Here is a 23937-nt window from a genome sequence, read left to right on the forward strand (position 1 = left end):
GGGCGCCGGCGGGCGGCGGTGCGTGCCGTGTGGGGGCCGGGCCGGGCGCGGCCGGACGCGCCGTGGTGGTCGTCGCGTGCACCAGGGCCTCCCGCGCCGGCGCCGGGACGTCGCGCGGCCGGTCCTGCCGCTCCGGCCGGGAGGGCTCGGCGGGCGGGGACGGCAGGTCCGTCCCGGCTGGGGGACCGCCGGCCACCGTCACGCAGCCCGAGGTCCCCGAGACCACGGCCAGGGCCGCCCCGGCCAGGAGCAGGGCGTGTCTCACGTGTCGCACCCGGACCACTCTGCTGCACGCGCCGGCCGCCGGGAACTCCCCTAGGGAGTGACGCGGGTGGTTCCCGTGCCCTCAGTGACCTCCGTGCCTTCCGTGACCTCCGTGGTCTCCGGGACGGAAGGGGCGCGTCGGGAGGGGCTCAGCCGCCCACCATGCCGCGCAGCAACTCCCCGAGACCGGCCCGCAGTTCCTCCAGGGTCGGCACCGTGGAGTGGTAGGAGCCCGCCGTGCAGGAGAACATCACGCCGTCGCACCAGGCGACCAGCGACAGCGCGTGCCGCTCGGGCTCGGTCGAGCCCGCCGCCGTCAGCATCGCCACCAGGGGCTCGCGGAAGGTGCCGGCCCCCTCCCGGTCGTAGAGGGCGCGCAGGGCGGGCCGCCGGGTCGCCTCCAGGGCGAGTTCGTAGCGGGCGACCGCCAGGTGGCGGTGGCGGGTCAGATAGCGGTGGAGGGCCCGGGCCAGGGCCTCGACCAGCGCGTCCGGGCCGGCGTCGGGGCCGGGCATCTCCCGCGGCCCCAGCACGCGCGCCTCGCGCACGGCGAGCCGGCGCACCGCCGTCTCCAACAGGGCCTCACGGGTGCGCGCGTGGTTGGACGTCGACCCCTGCGGCAGCCCGGCCGCCTCGTCCACCGCGCGGTGGGTGAGCCCGCGCAGGCCCCGCTCGGCCAGCAGGTCGATCGCGGTGTCGGCGATCAGTTCGCCGCGGGGGGTGGGGCGGGTCGTGCTCGGGGCCATGCCGGTCAATCTACCGTCCTCACTACATCTGTAGTAGCGTGTGAGGTGCCACTACAGATGTAGTGACAGCATCGCGACCGCCGACACCGAGGGGGCACCGCCCATGAGCCGGCCACGAGCCTTCGTCATCGGCGCCGGAATCGGCGGCCTGACCGCCGCCGCGGCGCTGCACCGGCGCGGCTGGGCGGTCACCGTCGCCGAACGCGCCGCGGCGCTGGAACCCGTCGGGGCGGGCATCGCCCTGGCCCCCAACGCCCAACGCGCCCTGGACGTCATCGGACTCGGCGACACCGTCCGGGCCATGTCCGCCTGGCAGGACGAGGGGGGCCTGCGCACCCCGTCCGGCCACTGGCTCTCCCGCACCACCCAGGACGCCGCGGCCGAGCGCTTCGGCGGTCCCGTCGTCGTCGCCCACCGCGCCGACCTCGTCGCCCTGCTCGCCGCCCGGCTCCCCGAGGACGCCGTCCGCACCGGCACCCCCGTCGAGGTGACCGACCCGGGCGCGGCCGGACGGCCCGCGACCGTGCGCACCGCGGACGGCCGGGAACACACCGCCGACCTCGTCGTCGCCGCCGACGGCATCCACTCCGCCGCCCGGCGGACCCTCTTCCCCGACCATCCCGCGCCCCGCTACGCCGGCTACACCGCCTGGCGCTTCGTCGTCCCCGCGCCCGAGCGGCCCTTCAGCCCCCACGAGACCTGGGGCCGCGGCTCGGTGTGGGGCACCGTCCCGCTGCACGGCGGCCGGGTGTACGCCTACGCCACCGCGACCGTCCCCGCCGGGCTGCGGGCCCCGGACGACGAGCGGGCCGAGCTGCTGCGCCGCTTCGGCCACTGGCACCACCCCGTGCCCGACCTGCTCGCCGCCGTGGACCCCGCCGCCGTCCTGCGGAGCGACGTGTACCGCACCGCCGCCGCGCTGCCCGCCTACCACCTCGGCCGGGTGGCCCTGCTCGGCGACGCCGCCCACGCCATGGTTCCCAACCTCGGCCAGGGCGGCTGCCAGGCCGTCGAGGACGCCGTCGTCCTCGCCCACCACGCCGCCCCCGATCCGGAGGGGACGCCCGCGGCCCTGGCCGCCTACACCCGCGACCGACTGCCCCGCACCATGACCGTCGTACGCCGCTCCGAACGGGTGGGCCGACTGACCACCCTCACCTCCCCGCCCGCGGTCGCGCTGCGCACCGCCGCCGTCGCCCTCCTGGACCGGATCGGCCCGCGCACGGCCCTGCGCAGCCTCGACGGCATCGCCGACTGGCGGCCACCGGAGCCGTACGCCGCCGGGACGCGGGGGAGGGAGGCCCCGGCGGACCGGCGACACACCGGGGGACACACCGGGGGACACACCGACGGCAGCGGCCCGGGAGACCCCGGCGCGCTCGAACGGCGCGACCGAACGGCGTGACCGGGCTCGGCGGCACCGGGCGGACCGCCCCGGCCCGCCGCGACGCCGTACGCGCCGGGAGGCAGCCGAGCGCCGGGGGCGCCCCGCGCGGCCACGAACCGTGCGAAGAACCGCGCGGACGGGCCGTCACCACCGCGCCGACGCGGTCCGGGTGAGCGGCGCCCGCTCCGGCCCCGCGTCCCCCCGCGCTCCCCGGGACCCCCGCCGCGCCCGGCCGCCCGCCGCGACGGCGGCCGACACCAGCAGCGCCGCGAGCGCGGCGGCGACCACCCAGTCGCCGAACCGCACGTAGGGGCTGGTGCCCGAGGCGAGCGGCACCTCGTACACCGCCGACCCGCTCAGATCGGTGCCCAGCCGCTCGCCCACCGGCTCGCCGCGCGGCCCGTGCACCGCGCTCACCCCCGTCAGCGTGGCGTGCACCATCGGCCGCCAGGTCTCGGCCGCGCGCAGCGCCGCCAGGGACGCGTGCTGCTCGGGCGCCCAGCTCTCCTGGAAGGAGGACGTGGCCGACTGGGCCACCAGCATCCCGACGCCATCGCGCACCAGCGCCCGGCTCATGTCGGGGAAGGCCGACTCGAAGCACACCAGCGGCCCGACGCGCACCCCGCCGGCGTCCATCACGACCGGCGCGTCGCCGCGCCGGCGGTCCTCATCGGCCGCCCGGCCCACCGCCGTCGCCCAGCCCAGCAGGGAGCGGGCCGGCACGTACTCGCCGAACGGGACCAGGCGCATCTTGTCGTAGCCGTCCCCGATCGGCCCGTCGGGGCCGACCAGCACCGAACTCTTGAAGATCCCCGGCCGGTCCGAGCGCCGCGCGTCCACGTTGACCAGCACCGGCGCCCCGACGCGCCCGGACAGTGCCGCCAGCCGCCCCCGCAGGTCCGGGCGGGCGTCCAGGTCGTAGCCGACGCTGCTCTCGCCCCACACCACCAGGTCCACGTCCCGGCCCGCCAACTCGCGGGTCAGCCGCTCGCCGGTGTCGAAGCGCACGTCCGGCCCCACCACGACGCTCGGCTGCACCACCGCGATCCGGACGGTTCCCGCCGGCCGCGGCAGCGGCGCCCACGCCCAGGCCGCGGCCGGGACCAGCGCGCACACCACGGCGGCGGCCACCGCGGGCACACGGGCGCGGGGCACCGCGACGAGCAGCGTCAGCACGGTGTTGACGGCCACCACCCACACGGTGACCAGCCACACCCCGCCCAGCGAGGCCAGCCGCAGCGCGGGCGGCACCTGCCACTGGCTCGTCCCGAGCAGCGCCCACGGCCCGCCCAGATACTCCCAGGAGCGCACCAGTTCGATCATCAGCCACGCCGAGGGCACCGTCACCACGGCCGCGACCGCCCGTCCGGGGCCCGGCGCGCCCCCCAGCAGCCGCCGCACCAGCCATCCCCACGGCGCCCACAGCAACCCCAGCAGGGCCGCCATCACGACGATGAAGACGTGCAGGTTCGGTGCCAGCCAGTGGTGACCGGCCAACAGGAAGCCCGCCCCGCCCAGCCAGCCCTCCACGGCGGCCCGGCGTCCGCCGTCCGCCGTCCGCAACAGCAGCAGCCACGGAATCAGCGCGACGTAGGCCCACCACCACAGCGACGGCTCCGGAAAGGCCGGAGCGGGCAGCGCGCCCGCCGCCACCGCGAGCGCCCCGCGCCGCCACCGCGCGTCCCGAGCCACCCGCATGCCGCGCCTCCTCGTCTCGGCCAGGACCAGTGTGCGGGACCGCCGTTCCGCGGGACAGGACGCCGCGCGTCCCGCCCCGCGAGCCGGTCCCGGACCGCCGCCCGGGAGGACGGCCGACCGATGACCGCCCGTTCCGGGTTTCGGTGGTCCGTATGTGGGTCACCGTTCCCAGGAACCGGCCGGTGATGGCCCGGACGGGACACGAAAAGGGAACGGGCCACGGCGGAAGCGGAACGGGAGACGGAGGAGGCGGTGGTGGAACTCCCCCTGGTGGTGGGTGTCGACGGGTCGGAGGCCGCTCTGCGCGCGGTGGACTGGGCCGCGGACGCGGCGGTCCGCCACGGGATGCCGCTGCGCCTGCTCCACGCCTCCACCGAGTGGACGGACGACTGGGCGGAGGAGGAACCCCGGCCGGACGACGTGGTGGCCGGCGCGGCGGAACGCGCCCGTCAACACGCCCCCGACGTGCGCCTGACCACCGACGTCCTCGCCGAGGAGCCCGCGGACGCCCTGGCCCACGCGGGCCGCAACGCGTTCGTCCTGGTCGTCGGCGCCCGTGGCCGGGGCGGGATCGCCGGGCTGCTGCTGGGCTCGGTGAGCCTGTCGGTGGCGGGCCGCGCCGACTGCCCGGTGGTCGTCGTCCGGGGCGGGGACACCGCCCGCCGCGGCGAACACGGACGGATCGTCCTCGGCGTCGGGGACCTGCCGGAGGACGGGGTGGACGCGCCCGCCGCCCGCTTCGCCTTCCGCGAGGCCACGGCCCGGCACTGCGAACTGCACGCCGTCCGCGCCTGGCGCCGCCCCGTCCTGCAGGCGCAGCGGCACCCGTTGCTCCAGGGGAACCCCTCCCGGGCCCGCGAGCGGGAGGCCCTGGAGTACCTGGACGGCGCCCTGCGCGCCACCGCACGCGAACACTCCGGGATCGACCTGCGCATGAGAGCCGTGGAGGGCCCCGCCCGCGCGGTGCTGCTGGAGGAGTCCCGCGGCGCGGACCTGCTCGTGATCGGGGCGCACCGCCGCCGGGGCCACCTGGGCCTCCAGATGGGGATGGTCGACCACGCCCTCCTCCACCACGCCGCGTGCCCGGTCGCCCTCGTACCGGAGCACATCTGACCGACCACCGGACGGAGACCCATGTCGTCTGCCGCCACCGAACCAGAGGAGACCGGCCCGGGAGAGGGCGAGGACGCCGTCGGCACCGGGACGGCCGCGCACCGGGCGGAGACCGCCGTACCGGTCCGGTGCCCGCACGGGATCCGGGCCGTGGTCTTCGACACCGACGGAGTGATCACCGACTCCGCCCGGGTCCACGCCGCCGCCTGGAAGAGGGCCTTCGACGTCTGCCTGGAGACGTGGCGCGCACGCTCCGGCGACCCGGGGACGGGCCCGCGCGACCGGTTCCGCCCCTTCGACGCGGACGAGGACTACCGACGCCACGTGGACGGGAAGTCGCGCATCGACGGAGCCGTCGCCTTCCTCGCCTCGCGGGGCCTGGACCTGCCGCCGGGCACACCGCGGGACCCTCCGGGGGACGACACCGCCTGGGCCGTGGCCGCCCGCAAGGAGAAGCTGTTCACCGACGCGCTGCGGGACCACGGCGTCGACACCTGGCCCGGCACGCTGCGACTGCTGCGCGCCCTGCGCCGCGCGGGGACGCCCATGGCGGTGATCTCCGCCTCCCGCCACGCCCGGGAACTGCTCTCCGGCGCCGGGATACCGGAGGTGTTCGACGCCGTGGTCGACGGCCACGAGGCGGCCCGGCTGGGCCTGCCGGGCAAACCGGACCCCGCGGTCTTCCTGGAGGCCGCCCGGCGCCTGGGCGTGCCCGCCCCGGAAGCGGCCGTCGTCGAGGACGCGCTGGCGGGCGTCGAGGCCGGACGCCGGGGCGGTTTCGGCCTGGTCGTCGGGGTGGATCGGACGGCCGGCCCCACCAGCGCCGAGGACCTGCGCGAACACGGCGCCGACGTCGTCGTGCGGGACCTGGCGGAACTGCTGACCGAGCCCGGGGACGGCCCCGGCGAGCAGAACACCGGCCGACGGAACGCCGGCCGCCGCGACGAGGAGGGCTGAGAGCGTGGAACAGTGGGTGTGGGGATACGAGGGCTACGACCCCGCCGAGGAGCGGCTGCGCGAAGCCCTGTGCACGCTGGGCAACGGCTACTTCGCCACGCGCGGCGCGGCGCCGGAGACGGACGCCGGCGAGGTGCACTACCCGGGCACGTACGTGGCGGGCTGCTACAACCGGCTGGTGTCCACCGTGGGAGGCCGCGAGGTCGAGAACGAGGACATGGTCAACCTCCCCAACTGGCTGCCCCTGCGGTTCAGGATCACGGACGGCCCCGGCGCCCCCGCCGACGGCCCCGACCCGCCCTGGTGGACCCCCGACGAGGACGGACTCCTGGAGTACCGGCAGGAGTTGGACCTCCGGCAGGGCGTCCTGAACCGCTCGTTCCTCCTGGCGGACCCCCAGGGGCGCCGGCTGCGCGTCGAGCAGAGCCGCCTGGTCCACATGGGCGAGCCGCACCTGGCGGCCCTGCGCACCACGTTCACCGCCGAGGGCTGGTCCGGGACGATCGAGGTCGAGTCCGCCGTGGACGGCGGCGTCGTCAACGCGGGCGTCGCCCGCTACCACGCCCTCGACGGCCGCCACCTGACCGGCCACCGCGCCGGCGCCGCGGAGCCCGACACCATCTGGCTGCACTGCCAGACCAGGACCTCCGAGGTCTGCGTCGCCGTGGCCGCCCGCACCCGCCCGGCGGACGGGGAACCCGAGACGGTCCGCGACGACCTCACCGCCCCGCGGCCCGCCCGGCGGCTGACCGTCGCCGTCGCACCCGGGCGGTCCGTCACCGTCGACAAGGTCGTGGCCCTCCACACCTCCCGCGACCTGGCGATCAGCGACCCCCTGCAGGCCGCCCTGGAGGACATCGCCCACGCACCCGGCTTCCCCGACCTGCTGGAGACGCACCGCGCCGCCTGGGAGGAGCTGTGGCGCCACGCCAACCTGGAGGTGCCGGGCAAGGCCGGCCACATCCTGCGGGTGCACCTCTTCCACGTCCTGCAGACGCTCTCCCCGCACACCGCCGACCTGGACGTGGGCGTTCCGGCCCGCGGACTGCACGGCGAGGCGTACCGGGGGCACGTCTTCTGGGACGAACTCTTCGTCCTGCCCTACCTGAACGTCCACTTCCCGGAGATCTCCCGCGCCCTGCTGACCTACCGGTACCGACGGCTGCCCGAGGCCGTCCGCGCCGCCGAGGCCGGCGGGTACGCCGGAGCGATGTACCCGTGGCAGAGCGGCAGCGACGGACGGGAGGAGACCCAGACGCTGCACCTGAACCCGCGCTCGGGCCGCTGGCTGCCGGATTTCTCCCGGCTCCAGCACCACGTGGGCTCGGCCGTCGCCTACAACGTCTGGCAGTACTGGCAGGCCGGCGGCGACACCGACTTCATGCACGCCAAGGGCGCCGAGATGCTGCTGCGGATCGCCCAGTTCTGGGGGAGCGCCGCCCGGTACGACTCCGAGCACGAGCGCTACCGCATCCTCGGGGTGGTCGGCCCCGACGAGTACCACGAGGCGTACCCGGACACCGACCGGCCGGGCCTGGACGACAACGCCTACACCAACGTCACCGCCGCCTGGGTGCTCGCCCGCGCCCTGGACCTGCTGGAGGCGCTCCCCGAGCCGCGCAGCCGCGAACTCCGCGAGGAGCTGGGGGTGGCCGACGAGACGGTCGAGCGCTGGCGGGACGTCTCGCGGCGGCTGCGGGTCCCCTTCCACAACGGCGTCATCAGCCAGTTCGACGGCTACGGCGACCTGGCGGAACTGGACTGGGAGGGCTACCGGGAGAAGTACGGGAACATCCGCCGCCTGGACCGGATCCTGGAGGCCGAGGGCGACACGGTCAACCGCTACCAGGCGTCCAAGCAGGCCGACGCCCTGATGCTCGGCTACCTGTTCCCGCCCGCCGAACTGGCCCGGCTGTTCCGGCGGCTCGGCTACGCCTTCGACGACGACCTGTGGCACCGCACGGTCGACTACTACCTGCGCCGCACCAGCCACGGCTCCACCCTGAGCTCCCTGGTGCACGGCTGGCTGCTGGCCCGGGTCCGACGCCCCGAGGCGTGGACGTACGTGCAGGAGGCGCTCGTCAGCGACGTCGCCGACATCCAGGGCGGCACGACCGCCGAGGGCATCCACCTGGGCGCCATGGCCGGGACGCTGGACCTGGTGCAGCGCGGACTGACCGGCCTGGAGCCCCGCGAGGACGCGCTGGGGCTGGACCCGGCGCCGATCCCGGAGCTGTCGGAGTTCGGCTTCACCCTGCGCTACCGGCACCACTGGGGAGTGGAGGTGCGGATGCGGTCGGACGAGCTGCGCATCGCTCTGCCCGCCTCCGCCGAGGCCCCCGTCCGTCTGGCGCTGCCCGACCGGACCGTGACCGTCGACCCCGGCGAGTCGTGCCGGCTGAGCCTGCTCGGGGACCGGGCCGGAGTCTGAGGGCCGCCCGCCGGCGCGTCCGGCCGCCCCGGCACGCGCCGGCCCGGGACGGGGGTGGGCCGGCGGCACGGGGCGTCAGCGCCTGCCGGGGCGGTCCCCGCGGTGGTGGAGCCGGCTCGCCATGGCCAGGGCCAGGACGGAGACGAACAGCAGCGCCCCGAGCCCGGGGTGCAGGATCATCAGCGCCGGAACCAGGAGCACGCAGACACCGAAGAACACCCACAGGCGGCGCCGTGTCACCGGGTCGTCCACGGGCGGTTCGGGCACGGGCTCGCCGAACTCACGGAAGCGCGCCGCGAGTTCGGCGTCCTCGCCCAGCGCCCGCTCGGTCTCGTGCAGGATGCGGAGCTCTCGAGGGGTGAGTCGGGATTCGTTCATGGTCTCGGATCAGCGTGGACGTCGGGGAAGGTCTTCTGCGGCCGGGTACCCGCTCCGCGCGGGTCATCCCCGTTTTCCGGCGGTCCCCGAGAATCCGCGGACGGCTCAGCCACCGCGGTACCGCAGGAGCAGCATGGCCGCGTCGTCGTGCAGCGGCCTCCCGACGTGGGCCACCAGATCCCGGCGCAGGGACTCCAGCGCGGCGTCCGGGCTCGCCTCCCGCAGCAGGAAGGCCCGCCGGGCCAGCGGGTAGAAGCCGCCCTCCGGATCGCGGGCCTCGGTGACGCCGTCGGTGTACAACAGCATCTGGTCACCGGGGCCCAGGGAGAGGCCGTACGGCTCGGGGGGCTTGAGATCGAGCCCCAGGCCCAGGGGCGGCGCGGTGTCGGGCGGCTCCGCGAAGTGGGCCGACCCGTCCGCGCGGACGACCAGCGGCGAGGGATGGCCGTGGTTGAGGACCGTGACCGACCGGTCCTCGTGCGTCTCGACCAGGACGGCCGTGACGAACCGCTCCGCCGGCATGTGCCGGTTGACCGATCTCTCCAGCCGCGCGCTCACCGCCATCAGGTCCGGCTCGTCGTACGCCGCCTCCCGGAACGCCGCCAGGACGACCGCGGCCGTCTCCACCGCCTCCAACCCCTTGCCCTGGACGTCGCCCACGATCACCCGCGCCCCGGTGGGCGAGGTGACGACCTCGTACAGGTCGCCGCCGATCCGGGCCTCGGCCACCGCGGAGGTGTAGGACACCGCCACCCGCAGATGCCCCGCGGCCCGCGGGACCGGCCGCAGCAGCACCCGCTGGGCGACCTCGGCGATGGACCGCACGCTGGCCAACTCGGCCTCGTGCCGCTGCCGGACGGCCGCGGCGACCAGCCCGGCCGCCGCCACGCCGATCACCGACGCGGCCGCCGTGTAGCCGCGCGGTCTGCCCAACAGGTCGTCGTACGCGGCCAGGACCACGCACAGCACCAGCGCCGACAGCCCGATCGACGCCGTGCGGCGCATGCCGCCGACGAGGCTGGCGAAGGCGGGGCCGAGCGACAACAGCGGCAGGAAACCCACGTCCGGTCCCGCCGTCACGTCCACCAGGACCACGACGGCCATGGACACGTGGGGGAGGATGGCCAGCAATCGGTAGCTGTCGTCGTTGCGCTCGGCCAAGGTGAACTCCGGGGTCTCGGTGCGGACGGCCCCACGGCTGCCTGTACCAGCTTCCCAGCCCGGGACGGCACGGAAAAGCGAACGTCCGGCCGTACCGATCCCGCCGGGCGTGCCGTCCGGTCCCCTCACTCGGGCCGTTCCGGCCGCGCCGACCGGTCCGGCACCCCGCACAGGGCGTAGTACGCGCGCAGCGCGGCCTCGCCGCCCGAGCCCATCGCCGTCATGATCCGTTGGGCACGGGCCGACCGCAGATCACCGGCCACGTGGATACGTGGATGCTGCCGGTCGGGCGGGCACCAGCCGGTGGAGTCGGGCACGAGATCACCCGGAAGGAGTACGGGCGCGTTGCCGATGTTGAGGTACGCCCCCTCCGCCGTCCTCGACAGGGTGTCGCCCGCGGCGGTGGTGATCGTCACGGCGATCCGCCGCCGGCGGTCGCTCCCCAGGGCCACCCGCCGCACCGGCACCGGCTCGACGCGGGGGTCCGCGCGGACCTCGGCGGTCTTGTAGTCGTCCTCCGGCGGGTGCGCGACCAGGAAGCGGACCCGCGCCGTCGGGTCCGCGCGCAGCAGGGTGCCCAACGGGCGGTCGGCGCCCAGGACGAGCACGGTCCGGCCCTCCCACGCCGCCGGGTCGGCCTCCCACAGCGGGGCGCGGGCCAGGCCCTCGGGGTCGTGGAGCCAGTCGGTGTCCGCGGGGCCCAGCGGTCCCGTCCCGGTGGCGACGACCGCGTGGGCGGCGGTACGCGACCCGCCCGACTCCAGCGTGGCGACCACACGGTCGTCGCGGGCGTCGAGGCGGACGACCCGCGCACCGAGTTCGACCCGGCACCCGGCCGACCGCGCCACGTCGGCGGCGGCCGCCGCGGCGAACTCCGGCCCGGAGGCGAAACCGCCCAACACGTTCTCCAGGGACCGGACGTGGCGCAGCCTGCCGCACAACTCCGACCGTGCCTCCAGCAGCAGCGTGCGCATCCCCACGCCGGCCGCCATGACGACGGCGGCGCAGCCCGCCGGGCCGCCGCCCACGACGAGCAGGTCCGTCTCCGTGGTGTGTGCCGTCCCCGTCATGCCTCCCATTCCAGCATCCGGGCGGTTTGTCGGCCCGATCGGCCCAGCGGCGCCGGCCTCCGGAATGCCGCCCGTGTCCGCCCGCGCCCACGCTGCCGGAGAGGAGGGCGACGCCGCTCCGGCGGAGCGGCGCGCCGCGACACACGGGAGGCGGACGATGCGCCGGACGGAACGGACAGCGTCGACGGAGTCGGCGGAACGGGCGGAGTCGACGGAACGGGCGCGCGAGGCGGTGCGGGCGGCGACCCGGGAGCCGGCGCGAATACGACGGACCCTCCGGATACGCCGCACGGCCCCGGCCGCCGCGGTCCTGGCGCTCGCCGGTCTGGCCGCCTCCCTGGCCGCGTGCACCGCGCACGGCGGCACCGTCCGGGACGACGGGGCGCGCCCGGCGGACGACCGACGCCGGCCGTTCACCGTGCTCGCGACCGGCGACATCATCCCCTACCCCTCGATCATCCGACAGGCCGAGGAGGACGCGGGCGGCGACGGCCACGACTTCTCCCGCATCCTGGCGGGCGTCGAACCGGTCGTGGCCTCGGCGGACGTGGCGTTGTGCCACATGGAGACCCCCTACGGGGACGAGGACGGGCCCTTCACCGGCTACCCGATGTTCCGCTCCCCGCCCCGGCTCGCGGAGGCGCTGCGCGCCACCGGGTACGACAGCTGCTCGACGGCCTCCAACCACAGCCTCGACGACGGCTTCGAGGGAGTGCGCCGCACCCTGGACGCGCTGGACGAGGCGGGCGTACGGCACGCGGGCACGGCCCGCAGCGCGCGGGAGGCCGCCCGCCCGGCCCGGCTGAGGGCGGGCGGCGCCGAGATCGCCCACCTGTCCTACACCTACGGCACCAACGGCATCCCCCTGCCCGACGGCCGGCCGTGGGCGGTGAACCTCCTGGAGCCGGAGCGCGTGATCGCCGACGCCCGCGCCGCGCGCCGGGAAGGGGCCGACGTGGTCGTCGTCAGCCTCCACTGGGGCACCGAGTGGCAGCAGGCCCCCGACGACACCCAGAAGGAGCTGGCCCGGCGGCTGACCGCCGCGCGCACGGACGGCCGCAAGGACATCGACCTGCTGATCGGCACCCACAACCACGTCCCGCAGCCGTACGAGAAGGTGAACGGCACGTGGGTGGTCTACGGCCTGGGCGACCAGATGGCCAGTTTCGTCCCGGTGGAGAAGCGCAGCGGCAACGAGGGCTCCATGGCGCGCTTCACCTTCACCCCCGAGCGCGGGGGCGACGGTTGGACCGTCTCCCGGGCGGAGTACCTGGTCGGCCACTCCGACATCGGGCCGCCCTTCCGCGTCGTCCGCGCCACCGAGGAGAACTTCCCCGAGGTGCGCGAGCGGGTGCGCGAGGCGGTGCTGAGCCGGGGCGCCGCGAAGGACGGCCTCGTCGAGGGCCGCTGACGACGACCGCTCCCGGGGGCGACCGCGCGGCCGGCCCCGGGAGCGGTCGCGCTCGGCGCCGTCTCAGCCCACCGACTCGCCCGCGTGCGGGGAGACCACCCCGGCCGCGACGAGACCGAAGATCAACAGGCCCAGCAGTATGCGGTAGACCACGAACGGCATGAAGCTCTTGGTGGAGATGAACTTCATGAACCAGGCGATGACCGCGTAGGCCACCAGGAAGGCCAGGCCGGTCGCCAGCAGCGTCGGCCCCCACGAGACGTGCCCCTCGCCGATCTCCGTCAGCTCGAACAGACCGGAGGCGAGCACCGCGGGGATGGCCAGCAGGAAGGAGTAGCGGGCCGCGGCCTCACGGCTGTAGCCCATGAACAGGCCGCCGCTGATCGTCGCGCCCGACCGCGACACGCCCGGAATGAGCGCCATCGCCTGGGCCATGCCGTACAGCAGGCCGTCGCGCACGTTCAGGTGGTCGAGCGTCTTGCGCTCCCGCACCGCGCGGTGCCGTCCGCCGGAGGCGTCGCGCGCCGCGAGGCGGTCGGCCACGCCCAGGACGACGCCCAGCACGATCAGCGTCGTGGCGATCAGCCGCAGGTCGCGGAAGGGGCCCTCGATCTGGTCCTTGAGCGTGAGGCCGAGCACCCCGATCGGGATCGAGCCCACGATCACCAGCCAGCCCATCCTGGCGTCGGGGTCCCGCCGCGCCCGCCTGTCGTGCAGCGAGCGGAACCAGGCGGAGACGATCCGCGCGATGTCCTTGCGGAAGTAGATCAGCACGGCGGTCTCGGTGCCGATCTGGGTCACCGCGGTGAAGGCCGCGCCGGGGTCCTGCCAGCCCGCGAAGACCGCGGTCAGACGCAGGTGGGCGCTGGAGGAGACCGGGAGGAACTCGGTCAGCCCCTGGACGAGCCCGAGGATGAGTGCTTCGAACCAAGACATGTCGGGGAGTGCTCGTCCTTGCGTTGTGATCATCGGTCAGGTCGGGCAGAGGCTATGGCCGCCGGACGACGGGAAGGGAAACGGCGGACGAACGTACCCCGTCGCCGTGTACCGGTCCGGTTCACCGACCGGCCCGGCGCCGAGGCCGGGGCTACCCCGCCGCCAGCGCTTGGCGCAGCCGTCCGCGTCTGCGCCAGGCGACGACCGCGGCGGCCAGCCCGGAGACCGCGATGAAGCCGAACGCCACCAGGAAGACGGGCGAGGTCGGCGTCGCGGCGCGGCTGCCCGCGACGACGTACGCGGCGGTGTTGGGCACGCTGCCCAGCGCGGTGGCCGTCAGGAAGGCCGTCCAGCTCATCCGGGAGACGGCGGCGCCGTAGTTCGAGACGGCGAAGGGCACGCCGGGGAACAGCCGGAGCGCCAGCATCGAGCGGAAGCCGTGGCGGCTGAGCTGCCGGTCGCCGGCCGCCAGCCAGCGGCCGCGCAGCAGCGGTCGCAGCGCGTCCTGCCCCAGGAGCCGGCCGAGGCCGAAGGCGATCCCGGCGCCGAGCACCGTCCCGGCCACCGCCGCGACCGTGCCCAGGGGAGCGCCGAAGAGGGCGCCCGCCGCCAGGTTCAGCACCGGGCGCGGCACGAGCGCCGCCGTGCACAGGCCGTACGCCGCGGCGAAGAGCACCACCGCGGCGGCGCCGGAGAAGCCGGAGAAACCGGGGAAGCCGCCGTCGACGATCAGGCGCTGGGGCTCGTGGACGGCCACCACCGTGGCGGCGGCGGCCAGCAGGGCGGCGAGCAGGGACAGGCGGAACCACGGGGAGAACAGCACCGCGGAGCATCGGGCGGCGAGTCCGGCGGGCCGTGGGGGAACGGGGACGAGCACCGGGGGAGCGTAACCGACGAAGATGACGAACGCCCCCGCCGGCGCTGTGACCTCCGCGACGCGCCGGCCCGTACGGGCGGGGCGGACACGGAGCGGGACACCGCGCCCGCCGCACCCGCCGCACCCGCCACAATGGACCGATGGAGGAGACGGTGGACGAGCCGGTGCCCGTGATCAGGGACGTGGACCAGGGCACCGCCCGCCTGCTGCCCGACGTGGACCGCAGGCGGGCCTGGCTGCTCACCGTGGACGGAGCCCCCCAGTCGTACGTGGACCTCGACGACCCGGAACACCTGGAGTTCGAGTACGCGCGCCGGATCGCCCACGTGCTGGACTGCGCCGCCGCCCCCGGGACGCCGCTGGACGCCCTCCACCTGGGCGGCGGGGCGCTGACCCTGCCCCGCTACCTCGCCGCGACCCGCCCCGGCTCGCGCCAGTGGGTGGTGGACTCCGACCGGGCGCTGCTGGAGATGGTCGCCGAGCACCTCCCGCTGCCCGCGGACAGCGGGATCACGGTGCGCGCCGAGGACGCCCGAGCCGCCCTGCGGAGCCGGCGGCCGGGATCGGTGGACGTGCTGGTCGCCGACGTCTTCGGCGGCTCCCGCGTCCCGGCGCACCTGACCACCCTGCCCTACGCCCGCGCCGCCGCCGAGGCGCTGCGCCCGGAGGGGGTCTACGCGGCCAACCTCGCCGACGCCGCGCCCTTCGCCTTCCTCCGCTCCCAGCTGGCCACCTTCGCCGCGGTCTTCGACCACCTGTGCCTGATCGCCGAGCCCGTCGTGCTGCGCGGCCGTCGCTTCGGCAACACCGTGCTGGTCGCCTCCCGCGCCGAGCTGCCCCTGGAGCGGCTGGAGCGGCTGACGGCGGGCGACCCGTTCCCGGCCCGGGTGGCGCACGGCGCCGCGCTGGGCAGGCTCATCGGGGACGCCCGCCCCGTTCAGGAGGCCGACGCCGCGCCCTCGCCGGAGCCGCCGGAGGGCACCTTCACGGTCGGCTGATCCGCGGCGGGCCGGTCCACGGACGGGCCGGAGGCGACGACCGCCTCGCCGACCGCCTCGCGCCGGGCGAGGTTCCGCACGTCCGGCACGCACAGCACCGCGGCCGTCAGCGACAGCACCAGGACCGAGCAGCCCCACAGCGCCGCGGGCCGTCCCACCAGCTCCTCGACCGGTCCGGCCGCGGCGGTGGCGACCGGCACCAGGGCGATGGAGCCCAGCCAGTCGTAGGCCGAGACCCGGGAGAACTTCTCCTCGGGCACCTCCTGGTGCAGCGCCGTCATCCAGGTCACCCCGAACACCTCCAGCGTGACCCCGGTCGCGAACATCGCCACGACCAGCCACCCCACCGGCACCGGCACCGCCAGCGCCGCCGAGGGCAGGGCCAGGGGGAAGACGCACAGCGTGCCGGCGAGCAGGATGCGGCGCGGCTTCCAGCGGATCATCAGCAGCCCGCCGAGGACCGTGCCCACGCCGTAGGCGGCCAGCGCGAGGCCCCAGGGCCGGGCGCCGCCCAGGTGCTCCTCGGCGACCTGCGGTCCGTACACCGCCTCGGCCGCCGCGACCACCGCGTTGACGACGGAGAACTGCAGGACGATCGCCCACAGCCACGGCCGTCCCACCACCTCGCGCCAGCCGTCCCGCAGGTCGCCGAGCAGGCCGCCGCCCGGCTCGCGCGGGGACACGCCGCCCAGGTCGAGGAAGGCGCGCAGCGCGCCCGCCACCGCGAAGGCGGCGGCGTCGACCGCCAGCACCCAGCCGGGGCCGACGGCGGCGATCAGCGCGCCGCCGAGCGCCGCGCCGCCGATGGAGGCCCCGTTCACGCCCATCCGGAAGACGGCGAAGGCCCGCCCGGCCTGCTCGCCGCGGACGCTGGAGAGCACCATCCCCTCGGCGGCCGGGGCGAAGAACGCGTGTCCGACGCCGCCCAGCGCGGACAGCACCACCATCTGCCACAGCTCCGCGCGGCCGGAGATCACCAGCGCCGCGAAGACGCCCTGGGAGAGGCAGTTGAGCGCGTTGGCCGCCACCATCACCCGGTGGCGCGACAGCCGGTCGGCGACGGCCCCGCCGACGAGGAGGAAGACGACCAGGGGAACGGTGCGGGCCGCGGCGACCAGGCCCACGTCGGTGCCCGAGCCGCCCGAGGCGAGCACGGCGAACGCCGCCGCGATCAGCGCCCCGGAGTTGCCCAGCCCGGTGATCACGGCGGCGGCCGTCAGCAGGGTGTAGTTGCGGCCCGCCCAGGCGGGACGGGTCGGCCGCGTCGCCCCGCCCGCCTTCCGGCCCGTCAGTCCTCCTCGGCGTAGGGCCGCAGGGTGGAGGTCATCTTGTCGATGGTCGACCGGGGCACCTCGTCCTTGACCCCGGCGTCGGTGACGATCAGCCAGATGCGCAGGTCGTTGGAGCCGTCGATCCAGGAGACGGCCACGACCTTGCCGTCGGACTCGCACTTGTTCTTCTTCTCGACGCCGGTGGCCGTGGCGGTGGCGATGTGTCCTTTGATGCCGTGCTTGTTGGAGAACGTCTCGGCCTTGGTGGACTTGACCGTCTCCTTCTGCTCGCCGTAGGCGAAGTAGACGAAGTTCTCCGCGGCGATCTTCGCGGCCTCGGCGGTGTTGCGGGAGCCCTGGCCGCCCTTGCTGCCGACCATCGCCCGGGTGTACTCGGAGCTGCCGTCCTTGCACCACCCCTCCTTGTAGAGGGCCGGGCCGCTGAAGGCGACCTGCGGTCCGGAGAAGGGGTCGTCCTTGTCCTTCTGCCCGTAGCCGATGATCACGGTCTCCGACTGCACCTTCCAGTCGGGCGGCACGTCGAAGGCGTTGTGGTGCTTGGCGTTGGTGACGACCTGCCAGCCGGGGATCACCGGATCGGGCTTCTCCGCGTCGAGGCCGTCACGCGGGTTGCTGGGGTCGTCCTCCCGGCTGCCGGAATCCTCCTCCGACGTGCTCTGCTCGGGGGAGGGCTCGGCGGTCGGCGACGCGGTGCCGTCGCCCTTGGCGGTGTTCGTCTTGTCGTCGTCCTTGAAGACGAAGACGCCGGTGACCACGGCGGCGGCGATCACCGCGACGGCCGCGACGATGGCGATCGCCGCGGTCTTCCCGCTCTTGCCCCCACCGCCGTCGCCCTGCGGCGGCTGCGGGGCGCCGGGCACGCCGGGGTGCCCCCACTGGCCGCCGGGCTGCGGCTGCTGGTACGGGTTGGGCGCCTGGTACCCCGGCGTCTGGTAGGGGTTGGGCGCCTGGTACCCGGGTGTCCGGTACGGGTTGGGCTGCTGCGGGTTCTGCTCGCCCCCGGGCTGCTGTTGTCCTGGCCACATGGCCAGAACATTAGAGGCGTCACCCGAACGGAGCCACGGCCACCCCCGTTTCGGTACCGAGCCGGTACACGGCGGGGGCGGGCGGCCCCGCCGCTCAGCCGTCGCCGCCCTCCTGCGCCCGCCGGTGCACGAGGGCCAGGTCCCGGTACATCGCCGCGTTCGCCCGGATGCCCTCCCGTTCCTCGGCGGTCAGCTCCCGCCTGACGCGGGCGGGCACCCCGGCGACCAGGGAGCCGGGCGGGATCTCCATGCCCTGGGGCACCAGCGCGTGCGCCGCCACCAGCGAACCGGCGCCCACCCGGGCGCCGTTGAGCACGGTCGCGCCCATCCCGATCAGCACCTCGTCCTCGACGGTGCAGCCGTGCAGCACGGCGTTGTGGCCCACCGAGACGCGCTCGCCCACCACCGTGGGGAAACCCGGATCGGCGTGCACGGTGCAGTTGTCCTGGACGTTGCTGTCGGCGCCGACGGCGATCGCGTCGCAGTCGCCGCGCAGCACCGCGTTGTACCAGACGCTCGCGCCCGCGCTCAGCGCCACGTCCCCGACCACCACGGCCGTCGGGGCCACGTACGCCCCCAGGGCGACCACCGGTTCCCTGCCGCCCACGCCCTCGATCATCGCCCGCCTCTCCATCCGTGCCGTCTCCCGTCCTCGATGCCGAGCCGTTCCCCGCACGCCGTCGCGTGCCGCCGTGCCCCGGATTCCCGCTCCCGGACGCGATCACCCCTCCACCGGCACGGTAGTCGGTGGGTGGGGCAAGGATCACAGCACACGGGGCGGTGCGCCGCACCCCGGGGCGTCTACGGTGAGCGGGTGCCGAACCGCAGGAACGTGTTCTCATCCCTGGCGTCCCGTGCCGTGTCCCGCGCCGTGCACGCCCTGTGGCGTCACGCGCAGCGGGCGGGCGCCGTCACCGCCGAGCACCCCGGTCCGTACGCCTTCCGCCGGATCGGGGAGGGCACCCGGCTGGCCTTCCCCCAGGGCACGCTGTTCGGCACCCGGTGGATCGAGCTGGGCGACCACTGTGTGATCGGCGCCGAGGTCACGCTGACCGCCGGGATGATGCCGGACCTCGACCTCGGCCCGGACACGGTGCTGCGGCTGGGCAACGGGGTGGTCCTCGGCCGCGGCAGCCACGTGGTCGCCGACACCGCGCAGGCGCGCGTGACCATCGGGGACGACGTCTTCTGCGGCCCGTACGTCTACATCACCTCCACCAACCACTCCTACGACGACCCCCACACGCCGATCGGCAGACAGTGGCCGCGGTCCGCGCCCGTGGAGATCGGCGCGGGCAGTTGGCTGGGCACGGGAGCGGTGGTGCTGCCGGGGGCGCGGCTGGGGCGGAACGTGGTGGTGGCGGCCGGGTCGGTCGTCCGGGGCGAGGTGCCCGACCACGCCGTGGTCGCGGGCGCGCCCGCGAAGGTCGTACGGCGCTGGGACGCCGAGGAGGGCTGGCTGCCCCCGCTGCGCACCCCGCCGCCCGTGCCGATCCCCGAGGGCGTCACCTCCGAGGAGCTGCGCGCCCTGGCGGCGCTCGACACGGCCGGGCCCGAGGCGGGCACACTGGACGCGGCGGCCGGTCGCTGACGGGGCCCGGCCGGAGCCGGAGAACCGACGGGGTGCGTGCGCGTGAGCAACCGGAACCTGCGACTTCTACTGCTCTTCGCCGTGCTCCTGCACGGCCTGGCGGTGCTGCTGTACGCCGCCCGCTACCACTGGTTCGTGTGAGGGTTCCCGCGAGGCCGGGCCGGGCGGCGCGGGTCAGCCCGAGGCCAGCAGCAGACCGCCGGCCATCGCCAGCCCGGCGCCCGCCGCCTGCACCGCGAGCAGTCTCTCCCGCAGCACGGCGCGTGCGGCCAGCGCGGTGATCACGGGGTAGAGGGAGGCGAGCACCGCGGCGATGGTGACCGGACCGATCCGGGCGGCCAGCGCGTAGGTGCCGTTGGCGGCGACGTCGGCCAACCCGACGAAGGCGAGCGCCGGGAGGGAGGAGACGACGGCCTTCCGGCCGCCCTCCGGCGGCAGCGCCGCGCCGCCGCGCCGCACCGAGACGTACAGGGCCGCCCCGCCGACCGCGACGTTGCACAGGCGCTGGACGAACAGGGCGAGGTACAGGCCGGTGAGGGTGGTGGACGCCTCCGCGATCAGCGCCATCACCGCTCCGAAGCCGACCGCCGAGGCCAGGGTGAGCACCAGCGCCCGCCGCTGCACCGGCGCGCCCTTCAGCTGCGGACCGCCCGCCAGCACCACCCCGGCGGTGGCGACGGCGATGCCCGCGTACTGCGGCAGGTCCGGCCGCTCGCCCAGGGCCAGGCCCACCCCGACGGGGACGACGACGGCCAGCGCGGCGAGCGGGGAGACCACGCCCATCGGCCCCAGGGCCAGGGCCCGGTAGAAGCACAGCATCGCCGCCGGGCCGATCAGGCCGGCCGCGACGGCGAACCACAGCCGCTCCCCGGCCTCGCTCCAGGCCCCGGTCGCCACGACGATCGCCCCGAGCACGGCCGCGGCGATCGTCTGGGAGACGACCACCACGGTCAGGGCGGGGATGCGCCGGGTCAGCAGCCCGCCGCCGAAGTCGGCCAGCCCCCACAGCAGGCTGGTGGCCAGAGCGAAGGCGATCAAGGAAGCACCTCACAGTACAGTGTCATGGACTTCGGGGTTCACCACACGATAGTTCAGTGTAGTGGACTCGACAATCAAAAATATTTGACCATCCGCATCGGAGTGGCGCTGCCCGCGGAACGACGGGACGCCGGGAGCACGAGACGGGAGACGCGCGTGACGGACCTCGACCAGCTCACCCAGTCACTCGCCCGCAACCTCAGGCGTCTGCGCACCGAGAGGGGGTTCACCCTCGACGCCCTGGCCGCCCGCGCCGGGGTCAGCCGCGGCATGCTCATCCAGATCGAACAGGCCCGCACCAACCCCAGCGTCGGCACGGTCGTCAAGGTCGCCGACGCGCTGGGCGTGAGCATCACCAGCCTGCTGGACTTCGACCGGGAGCCGGCCGTCAAGCTGGTCCCCGCCGACCAGATGGTGCGGCTGTGGTCCACCGAGGCCGGCAGCCACAGCACCCTGGTGGCCGGGGCGGAGGCGCCCGGCCCGCTGGAACTGTGGCTCTGGCGGCTGATGCCGGGGGAGGGCAGCACCTCCGACCCGCACCCCGCCGGGACCACCGAACTGGTCCACGTCACCGCGGGGGTGCTCACCCTCACCGTCGGCGACGCCGACCACGAGGTGCCCGCCGGGACCTCCGCCGCCTTCGAGTCGAACGTCCCGCACGGCTACCGCAACGACGGCGACGAGCCCGTGGAGATGACCATGGCCGTCTCGGTGCCGCCGCCCGCGCCGCCGCGCGCACCGCGCTGACCCCGGCCCCCTGCGCGGGCCCCGCGGGGCCCGCCCGGCGAGGCTGCTAGCGTGCGGGCATGCGTGCGCCCATCGGAGAGTTCACCGACGCCTGGCCGGTCGCCGACAAGCTCGACCTGCTCGCCCCGCCCGTGGCCGCCGCGCTGCGCGGCCCCGTCCCGACCGACGGCGTGGTCTACGTCGACAGCGACCCGGACGACGCCGACACCGCCCGCTTCGGCGAGGTCCACGGCATCCCGCCGGAGTTCTCCGCCAACTGCGTGGTCGTCGCGGGCCGCCGGGGCCAGGAGACCACCCTCGCCGCCTGCGTGGTCCTCGCGCACACCCGCGCCGACGTCAACCGTCTGGTCCGGCGCGAACTGGGCGCCCGCAAGGCGTCCTTCGCCCCCATGGAGACGGCCGTCGGCGAGTCCGGCATGGAGTACGGCGGCATCACCCCGATCGGCCTGCCCGAGGACTGGCCGCTGCTGGTCGACACGGCCGTCGCCGACACCGAGTACGTCGTGGTGGGGAGCGGTCGCCGCCGCGGCAAACTGCTGGTGCCCGGCAAGCTCCTCGCCCACCTCCCCGGCGCGCGCGTGCTGGAGGGACTGGGCGTTCCGGTGGCCTGACCGGCGCCGGAACGCCCCGCGGGCGCTACTCTGCCCGCATGTCGATCCACGATGACCTGCTCGTCGACATCGCCGAGAAGGTGGAGACCGAGCAGAGCAACCAGATGCCTCTGACCGTCGTGGTGCCCGGTGCGGTCATCACCGGCAGGCTGGCACCCGAGGCCGTCTGGAAGGCGCGGGTGGCCGAGGTCCTGCGGGACTCCGAACGGCTGAAGCCGTTCGCCGAGCTGTTCGAGCCCTCCGGGGCGGACGCCCGCCGCGGCGAGGACCGCTCCCGGCCCACCCACCTGCACCTGCACCTGGCCCGCATCCTCCAGGGAAGCTACGGCCTCCCCGACACCGGGGGGATGTACCGCGTCGCCATCCGCGAGGTGAGCAGTTGGACCCTCGGCGAACTCAGCTACTCGGACGAGTGACCCACATCCGGTGACCCACATCCGGCGCGGCGGCGGGACGGACGCGGACCGCCGCCGCACCGGTACCGCCCGGCACGGGCCCGCTCGGCCCGGCGGCCCGTTCAGCCCAGCCGCGGTATCTCGATCGCCGGGCAGCGGTCCATCACCATGTCCAGCCCGGCCGCGCGGGTGCGCTCGTACGCCGCCTCGTCGACCACGCCGAGCTGGAACCAGACCGCCTTGGCCCCGATCGCCACCGCCTCGTCCGCGATGCCGCCCGCCAGGTCGGAGTTGACGAACACGTCCACGACGTCCACGGGGAAGGGGATCTCGGCGAGGGAGGCGTACCCCCGCTCGCCGTGCACCGTCTCCGCCTTGGGGTGGACGGGCACGATCCGCTTGCCGAAGCGCTGGAGCACCCGGGCCACGCCCCAGGCGGCGCGGTCGCGGTTGGACGACAGGCCCACCACGGCCCAGGTGTCGCCGCTCTCGGTCAGGATCCTGCGGACTGTCTCTGCGTCTGCGTACATGTCCCGGTCAACCGGCGCCCCGGCCGGACCATTCCCGCCGCGTCACCGCCCGGCGCCCGGCGACGCGGGCAGACGCGCGTCCACCTCGATCTCGATCTTCATCCGGGGGTCGGCGAGCCCGCACACCTGCATGGTCGCGGCCGGACGGACGGCGCCGAAGTGGCGACGCAGGACGGGCCAGCACGGTTCGAAGTCCTCCCGGCGCGGCAACAGGTACCGCACCCGCACCACGTCCGCCAGGGAACAGCCCGCCTCGGCGAGCGCGGCCCGGATGTTCCGCAGGCACTGCTCGGCCTGCTCCACCACGTCGTCGGAGATGGTCATGGTCGTGTAGTCGAAGCCGGTCGTCCCGGAGACGTGCACCCGGTCGCCGTCGACCACCGCCCGGGCGTAGCCGATCTCCCTCTCGAAGGTGGAGCCGCTCAGGATCACTCTCCGTTGTGTCATGAATACGGACGCTATGCGTCCGGTGGCGGCGCGTCCAATTCCCCGGGGACGAACCCCGGAGGAGGGCGCCGGAGCCGAGGACAGGGAGCTGATCTAGGCTGGGCCGGGTGCGGGAGCAGTACGTGACGGTCGCCGCCGAGGGCGTCCACGAGACCGAGGTCAACAGGTCGCGTTTCATCTGCTCGCTCGCCCCCGCCGCCACCGAGGAGGAGGCGCGGGCGTTCATCGCCCGCGTCCGCGCCCGGTACGCGGACGCCACCCACAACTGCTGGGCCTACGTCATCGGCGCCGACGCCGGGGTGCAGAAGGCCGGTGACGACGGGGAGCCCGGCGGCACGGCCGGGGCGCCCATGCTCCAGATGCTGCTGCGCCGCGAGGTCCGCTACGCCGTCGCGGTCGTCACGCGCTACTTCGGCGGGGTGAAGCTGGGCGCGGGCGGACTGATCCGCGCCTACGGCGGCGCGGTCGGCCAGGCCCTGGACGCCGTGGGCACCGTCGTCCGGCGGCGGATGAGGCTGGTCACGGTCACGGTGGACCACCAGCGGGCGGGCCGGATCGAGAACGAGCTGCGCACCGGCGGCCGGGACGTGCGGAACGTCCACTACGGCGCCGAGGTCGCCATCGAGGTCGGGCTGCCCGAGGCCGAGGTCGACGACTTCCGCGCCTGGCTCGCCGACGCCACCGCGGGCACCGCCCGGCTGGAGACCGGCGGCGAGGCGTACGGAACCGGGTAGGACGCGCGGCGCCCGCGCTCCCGGAGGCACCCGCCGATCGCCGTCCCCCACGGAACCGACGCCCCGTCACGCACCGCCCCCACGGCGCGACACCCGGGCC

24 protein-coding genes and 1 pseudogene are annotated in these 23937 nt (G+C 75.3%); 11 read left to right on the top strand and 14 right to left on the bottom strand.

Annotated elements, in window-relative coordinates; translation table 11 throughout:
- A pseudogene (locus tag ABD335_RS15450) lies at window positions 1–274 on the bottom strand (hypothetical protein); the annotation flags it as partial.
- Between the two features lie 139 nt (window positions 275–413).
- Window positions 414–1010 carry a TetR/AcrR family transcriptional regulator gene (locus tag ABD335_RS15455; RefSeq protein WP_344323130.1) on the bottom strand — a complete coding sequence of 199 codons (597 nt, stop codon included), beginning with the start codon at window positions 1008–1010 and terminating at the stop codon, window positions 414–416.
- A 103-nt stretch (window positions 1011–1113) separates the two neighbouring features.
- Between ABD335_RS15455 and ABD335_RS15460 the strand changes: the two genes are divergently transcribed.
- Window positions 1114–2415, top strand: a complete 1302-nt coding sequence (locus tag ABD335_RS15460; RefSeq protein ID WP_344323132.1) for an FAD-dependent monooxygenase — start codon at window positions 1114–1116, stop codon at window positions 2413–2415.
- Window positions 2416–2541: 126 nt separating this feature from the next.
- Here the strand turns inward: ABD335_RS15460 and lnt are convergent, their stop codons facing one another.
- On the bottom strand, window positions 2542–4095 hold the full coding sequence (gene lnt, locus ABD335_RS15465) for an apolipoprotein N-acyltransferase (protein ID WP_344323134.1): 1554 nt from the start codon (window positions 4093–4095) through the stop codon (window positions 2542–2544).
- A 255-nt stretch (window positions 4096–4350) separates the two neighbouring features.
- Between lnt and ABD335_RS15470 the strand changes: the two genes are divergently transcribed.
- Genes ABD335_RS15470 through ABD335_RS15480 form a run of 3 tightly spaced genes read left to right on the top strand, consistent with a single transcriptional unit; the run spans window position 4351 to window position 8596 of the window.
- Window positions 4351–5208 carry a universal stress protein gene (locus ABD335_RS15470; protein WP_344323136.1) on the top strand — a complete coding sequence of 286 codons (858 nt, stop codon included), beginning with the start codon at window positions 4351–4353 and terminating at the stop codon, window positions 5206–5208.
- 21 nt (window positions 5209–5229) lie between these two features.
- The gene (locus ABD335_RS15475) at window positions 5230–6165 is read left to right on the top strand and encodes an HAD family hydrolase (protein WP_344323138.1); all 936 of its coding nucleotides are present in this window, start codon (window positions 5230–5232) and stop codon (window positions 6163–6165) included.
- 4 nt (window positions 6166–6169) lie between these two features.
- Entirely contained in the window at window positions 6170–8596 is a 2427-nt protein-coding gene (locus ABD335_RS15480) for a glycoside hydrolase family 65 protein (RefSeq protein WP_344323140.1), read from the top strand.
- Window positions 8597–8671: 75 nt separating this feature from the next.
- Here ABD335_RS15480 and ABD335_RS15485 read toward each other — a convergent pair whose 3' ends face one another.
- The 3 genes from ABD335_RS15485 to ABD335_RS15495 form a co-directional block, all read right to left on the bottom strand.
- Window positions 8672–8974, bottom strand: coding sequence for a hypothetical protein (locus ABD335_RS15485; protein ID WP_344323142.1), 303 nt, complete (start codon window positions 8972–8974; stop codon window positions 8672–8674).
- 105 nt (window positions 8975–9079) lie between these two features.
- On the bottom strand, window positions 9080–10135 hold the full coding sequence (locus ABD335_RS15490; RefSeq protein WP_425583648.1) for a PP2C family protein-serine/threonine phosphatase: 1056 nt from the start codon (window positions 10133–10135) through the stop codon (window positions 9080–9082).
- 125 nt (window positions 10136–10260) lie between these two features.
- Window positions 10261–11205, bottom strand: coding sequence for an FAD-dependent oxidoreductase (locus tag ABD335_RS15495; protein ID WP_344323144.1), 945 nt, complete (start codon window positions 11203–11205; stop codon window positions 10261–10263).
- A gap of 157 nt (window positions 11206–11362) precedes the next feature.
- Here ABD335_RS15495 and ABD335_RS15500 point away from each other — a divergent pair, with 157 nt between their 5' ends.
- Window positions 11363–12616, top strand: a complete 1254-nt coding sequence (locus tag ABD335_RS15500) for a CapA family protein (protein ID WP_344323146.1) — start codon at window positions 11363–11365, stop codon at window positions 12614–12616.
- Window positions 12617–12679: 63 nt separating this feature from the next.
- On the opposite strand, the gene ABD335_RS15505 is transcribed toward ABD335_RS15500, so the two are convergent.
- Together ABD335_RS15505 and ABD335_RS15510 are read right to left on the bottom strand one after the other, a co-directional pair.
- A complete protein-coding gene (locus ABD335_RS15505; RefSeq protein ID WP_344323148.1) occupies window positions 12680–13552 on the bottom strand; it encodes an undecaprenyl-diphosphate phosphatase in 873 nt (290 codons plus the stop codon).
- A 151-nt stretch (window positions 13553–13703) separates the two neighbouring features.
- Entirely contained in the window at window positions 13704–14429 is a 726-nt protein-coding gene (locus tag ABD335_RS15510; RefSeq protein ID WP_344323150.1) for a TVP38/TMEM64 family protein, read from the bottom strand.
- 152 nt (window positions 14430–14581) lie between these two features.
- Between ABD335_RS15510 and ABD335_RS15515 the strand changes: the two genes are divergently transcribed.
- The gene (locus ABD335_RS15515; protein ID WP_344323550.1) at window positions 14582–15427 is read left to right on the top strand and encodes a spermidine synthase; all 846 of its coding nucleotides are present in this window, start codon (window positions 14582–14584) and stop codon (window positions 15425–15427) included.
- Here the strand turns inward: ABD335_RS15515 and ABD335_RS15520 are convergent.
- The 3 genes from ABD335_RS15520 to ABD335_RS15530 all read right to left on the bottom strand — a co-directional run bounded on the left by ABD335_RS15520 (window position 15367) and on the right by ABD335_RS15530 (window position 18378).
- Entirely contained in the window at window positions 15367–16719 is a 1353-nt protein-coding gene (locus tag ABD335_RS15520; RefSeq protein ID WP_344323552.1) for an MFS transporter, read from the bottom strand. The two genes, ABD335_RS15515 and ABD335_RS15520, sit on opposite strands and share 61 nt — an antisense overlap.
- Window positions 16716–17744 carry a DUF8017 domain-containing protein gene (locus ABD335_RS15525; protein ID WP_344323152.1) on the bottom strand — a complete coding sequence of 343 codons (1029 nt, stop codon included), beginning with the start codon at window positions 17742–17744 and terminating at the stop codon, window positions 16716–16718. Before ABD335_RS15525 ends, ABD335_RS15520 begins: the two co-directional genes overlap by 4 nt.
- A gap of 94 nt (window positions 17745–17838) precedes the next feature.
- Window positions 17839–18378 carry a gamma carbonic anhydrase family protein gene (locus ABD335_RS15530; protein ID WP_344323154.1) on the bottom strand — a complete coding sequence of 180 codons (540 nt, stop codon included), beginning with the start codon at window positions 18376–18378 and terminating at the stop codon, window positions 17839–17841.
- Window positions 18379–18558: 180 nt separating this feature from the next.
- Here ABD335_RS15530 and ABD335_RS15535 point away from each other — a divergent pair, with 180 nt between their 5' ends.
- The gene (locus ABD335_RS15535; RefSeq protein WP_344323156.1) at window positions 18559–19335 is read left to right on the top strand and encodes an acyltransferase; all 777 of its coding nucleotides are present in this window, start codon (window positions 18559–18561) and stop codon (window positions 19333–19335) included.
- Window positions 19336–19509: 174 nt separating this feature from the next.
- On the opposite strand, the gene ABD335_RS15540 is transcribed toward ABD335_RS15535, so the two are convergent.
- The gene (locus tag ABD335_RS15540) at window positions 19510–20373 is read right to left on the bottom strand and encodes an EamA family transporter (RefSeq protein ID WP_344323159.1); all 864 of its coding nucleotides are present in this window, start codon (window positions 20371–20373) and stop codon (window positions 19510–19512) included.
- A 156-nt stretch (window positions 20374–20529) separates the two neighbouring features.
- Here ABD335_RS15540 and ABD335_RS15545 point away from each other — a divergent pair, with 156 nt between their 5' ends.
- Genes ABD335_RS15545 through ABD335_RS15555 form a run of 3 tightly spaced genes read left to right on the top strand, consistent with a single transcriptional unit; the run spans window position 20530 to window position 22147 of the window.
- Window positions 20530–21120, top strand: a complete 591-nt coding sequence (locus ABD335_RS15545; protein ID WP_344323161.1) for a helix-turn-helix domain-containing protein — start codon at window positions 20530–20532, stop codon at window positions 21118–21120.
- A 59-nt stretch (window positions 21121–21179) separates the two neighbouring features.
- Window positions 21180–21731, top strand: a complete 552-nt coding sequence (locus tag ABD335_RS15550) for a YbaK/EbsC family protein (RefSeq protein WP_344323163.1) — start codon at window positions 21180–21182, stop codon at window positions 21729–21731.
- Window positions 21732–21769: 38 nt separating this feature from the next.
- Window positions 21770–22147 (top strand): hypothetical protein, encoded by a 378-nt coding sequence (locus ABD335_RS15555; protein WP_344323165.1) that lies wholly within the window; start codon window positions 21770–21772, stop codon window positions 22145–22147.
- 101 nt (window positions 22148–22248) lie between these two features.
- Here the strand turns inward: ABD335_RS15555 and ABD335_RS15560 are convergent, their stop codons facing one another.
- Together ABD335_RS15560 and ABD335_RS15565 are read right to left on the bottom strand one after the other, a co-directional pair.
- Window positions 22249–22656 carry a CoA-binding protein gene (locus ABD335_RS15560; protein WP_344323166.1) on the bottom strand — a complete coding sequence of 136 codons (408 nt, stop codon included), beginning with the start codon at window positions 22654–22656 and terminating at the stop codon, window positions 22249–22251.
- A gap of 42 nt (window positions 22657–22698) precedes the next feature.
- The gene (locus tag ABD335_RS15565; protein ID WP_344323168.1) at window positions 22699–23103 is read right to left on the bottom strand and encodes a RidA family protein; all 405 of its coding nucleotides are present in this window, start codon (window positions 23101–23103) and stop codon (window positions 22699–22701) included.
- A 107-nt stretch (window positions 23104–23210) separates the two neighbouring features.
- On the opposite strand from ABD335_RS15565, the gene ABD335_RS15570 reads away from it, so the two are divergent.
- A complete protein-coding gene (locus ABD335_RS15570; RefSeq protein WP_344323171.1) occupies window positions 23211–23837 on the top strand; it encodes a YigZ family protein in 627 nt (208 codons plus the stop codon).
- Window positions 23838–23937: the final 100 nt, after the last annotated feature.

Source organism: Streptomyces macrosporus (genome assembly GCF_039533145.1).
Lineage (GTDB): Bacteria > Actinomycetota > Actinomycetes > Streptomycetales > Streptomycetaceae > Streptomyces > Streptomyces macrosporus.

Excerpts from the sequence above, each read along its gene's own strand:
- ABD335_RS15455 (WP_344323130.1), bottom strand. The coding sequence starts at position 1,010 with ATGGCCCCGAGCACGACCCGCCCCACCCCCCGCGGCGAACTGATCGCC.
- ABD335_RS15460 (WP_344323132.1), top strand. The coding sequence starts at position 1,114 with ATGAGCCGGCCACGAGCCTTCGTCATCGGCGCCGGAATCGGCGGCCTG.
- ABD335_RS15475 (WP_344323138.1), top strand. The coding sequence starts at position 5,230 with ATGTCGTCTGCCGCCACCGAACCAGAGGAGACCGGCCCGGGAGAGGGC.
- ABD335_RS15485 (WP_344323142.1), bottom strand. The coding sequence starts at position 8,974 with ATGAACGAATCCCGACTCACCCCTCGAGAGCTCCGCATCCTGCACGAG.
- ABD335_RS15560 (WP_344323166.1), bottom strand. The coding sequence starts at position 22,656 with ATGTACGCAGACGCAGAGACAGTCCGCAGGATCCTGACCGAGAGCGGC.
- ABD335_RS15565 (WP_344323168.1), bottom strand. The coding sequence starts at position 23,103 with ATGACACAACGGAGAGTGATCCTGAGCGGCTCCACCTTCGAGAGGGAG.
- lnt (WP_344323134.1), bottom strand. The coding sequence starts at position 4,095 with ATGCGGGTGGCTCGGGACGCGCGGTGGCGGCGCGGGGCGCTCGCGGTG.
- ABD335_RS15550 (WP_344323163.1), top strand. The coding sequence starts at position 21,180 with ATGCGTGCGCCCATCGGAGAGTTCACCGACGCCTGGCCGGTCGCCGAC.
- ABD335_RS15495 (WP_344323144.1), bottom strand. The coding sequence starts at position 11,205 with ATGACGGGGACGGCACACACCACGGAGACGGACCTGCTCGTCGTGGGC.
- ABD335_RS15525 (WP_344323152.1), bottom strand. The coding sequence starts at position 17,744 with ATGTGGCCAGGACAACAGCAGCCCGGGGGCGAGCAGAACCCGCAGCAG.
- ABD335_RS15530 (WP_344323154.1), bottom strand. The coding sequence starts at position 18,378 with ATGGAGAGGCGGGCGATGATCGAGGGCGTGGGCGGCAGGGAACCGGTG.
- ABD335_RS15500 (WP_344323146.1), top strand. The coding sequence starts at position 11,363 with ATGCGCCGGACGGAACGGACAGCGTCGACGGAGTCGGCGGAACGGGCG.
- ABD335_RS15505 (WP_344323148.1), bottom strand. The coding sequence starts at position 13,552 with ATGTCTTGGTTCGAAGCACTCATCCTCGGGCTCGTCCAGGGGCTGACC.
- ABD335_RS15555 (WP_344323165.1), top strand. The coding sequence starts at position 21,770 with ATGTCGATCCACGATGACCTGCTCGTCGACATCGCCGAGAAGGTGGAG.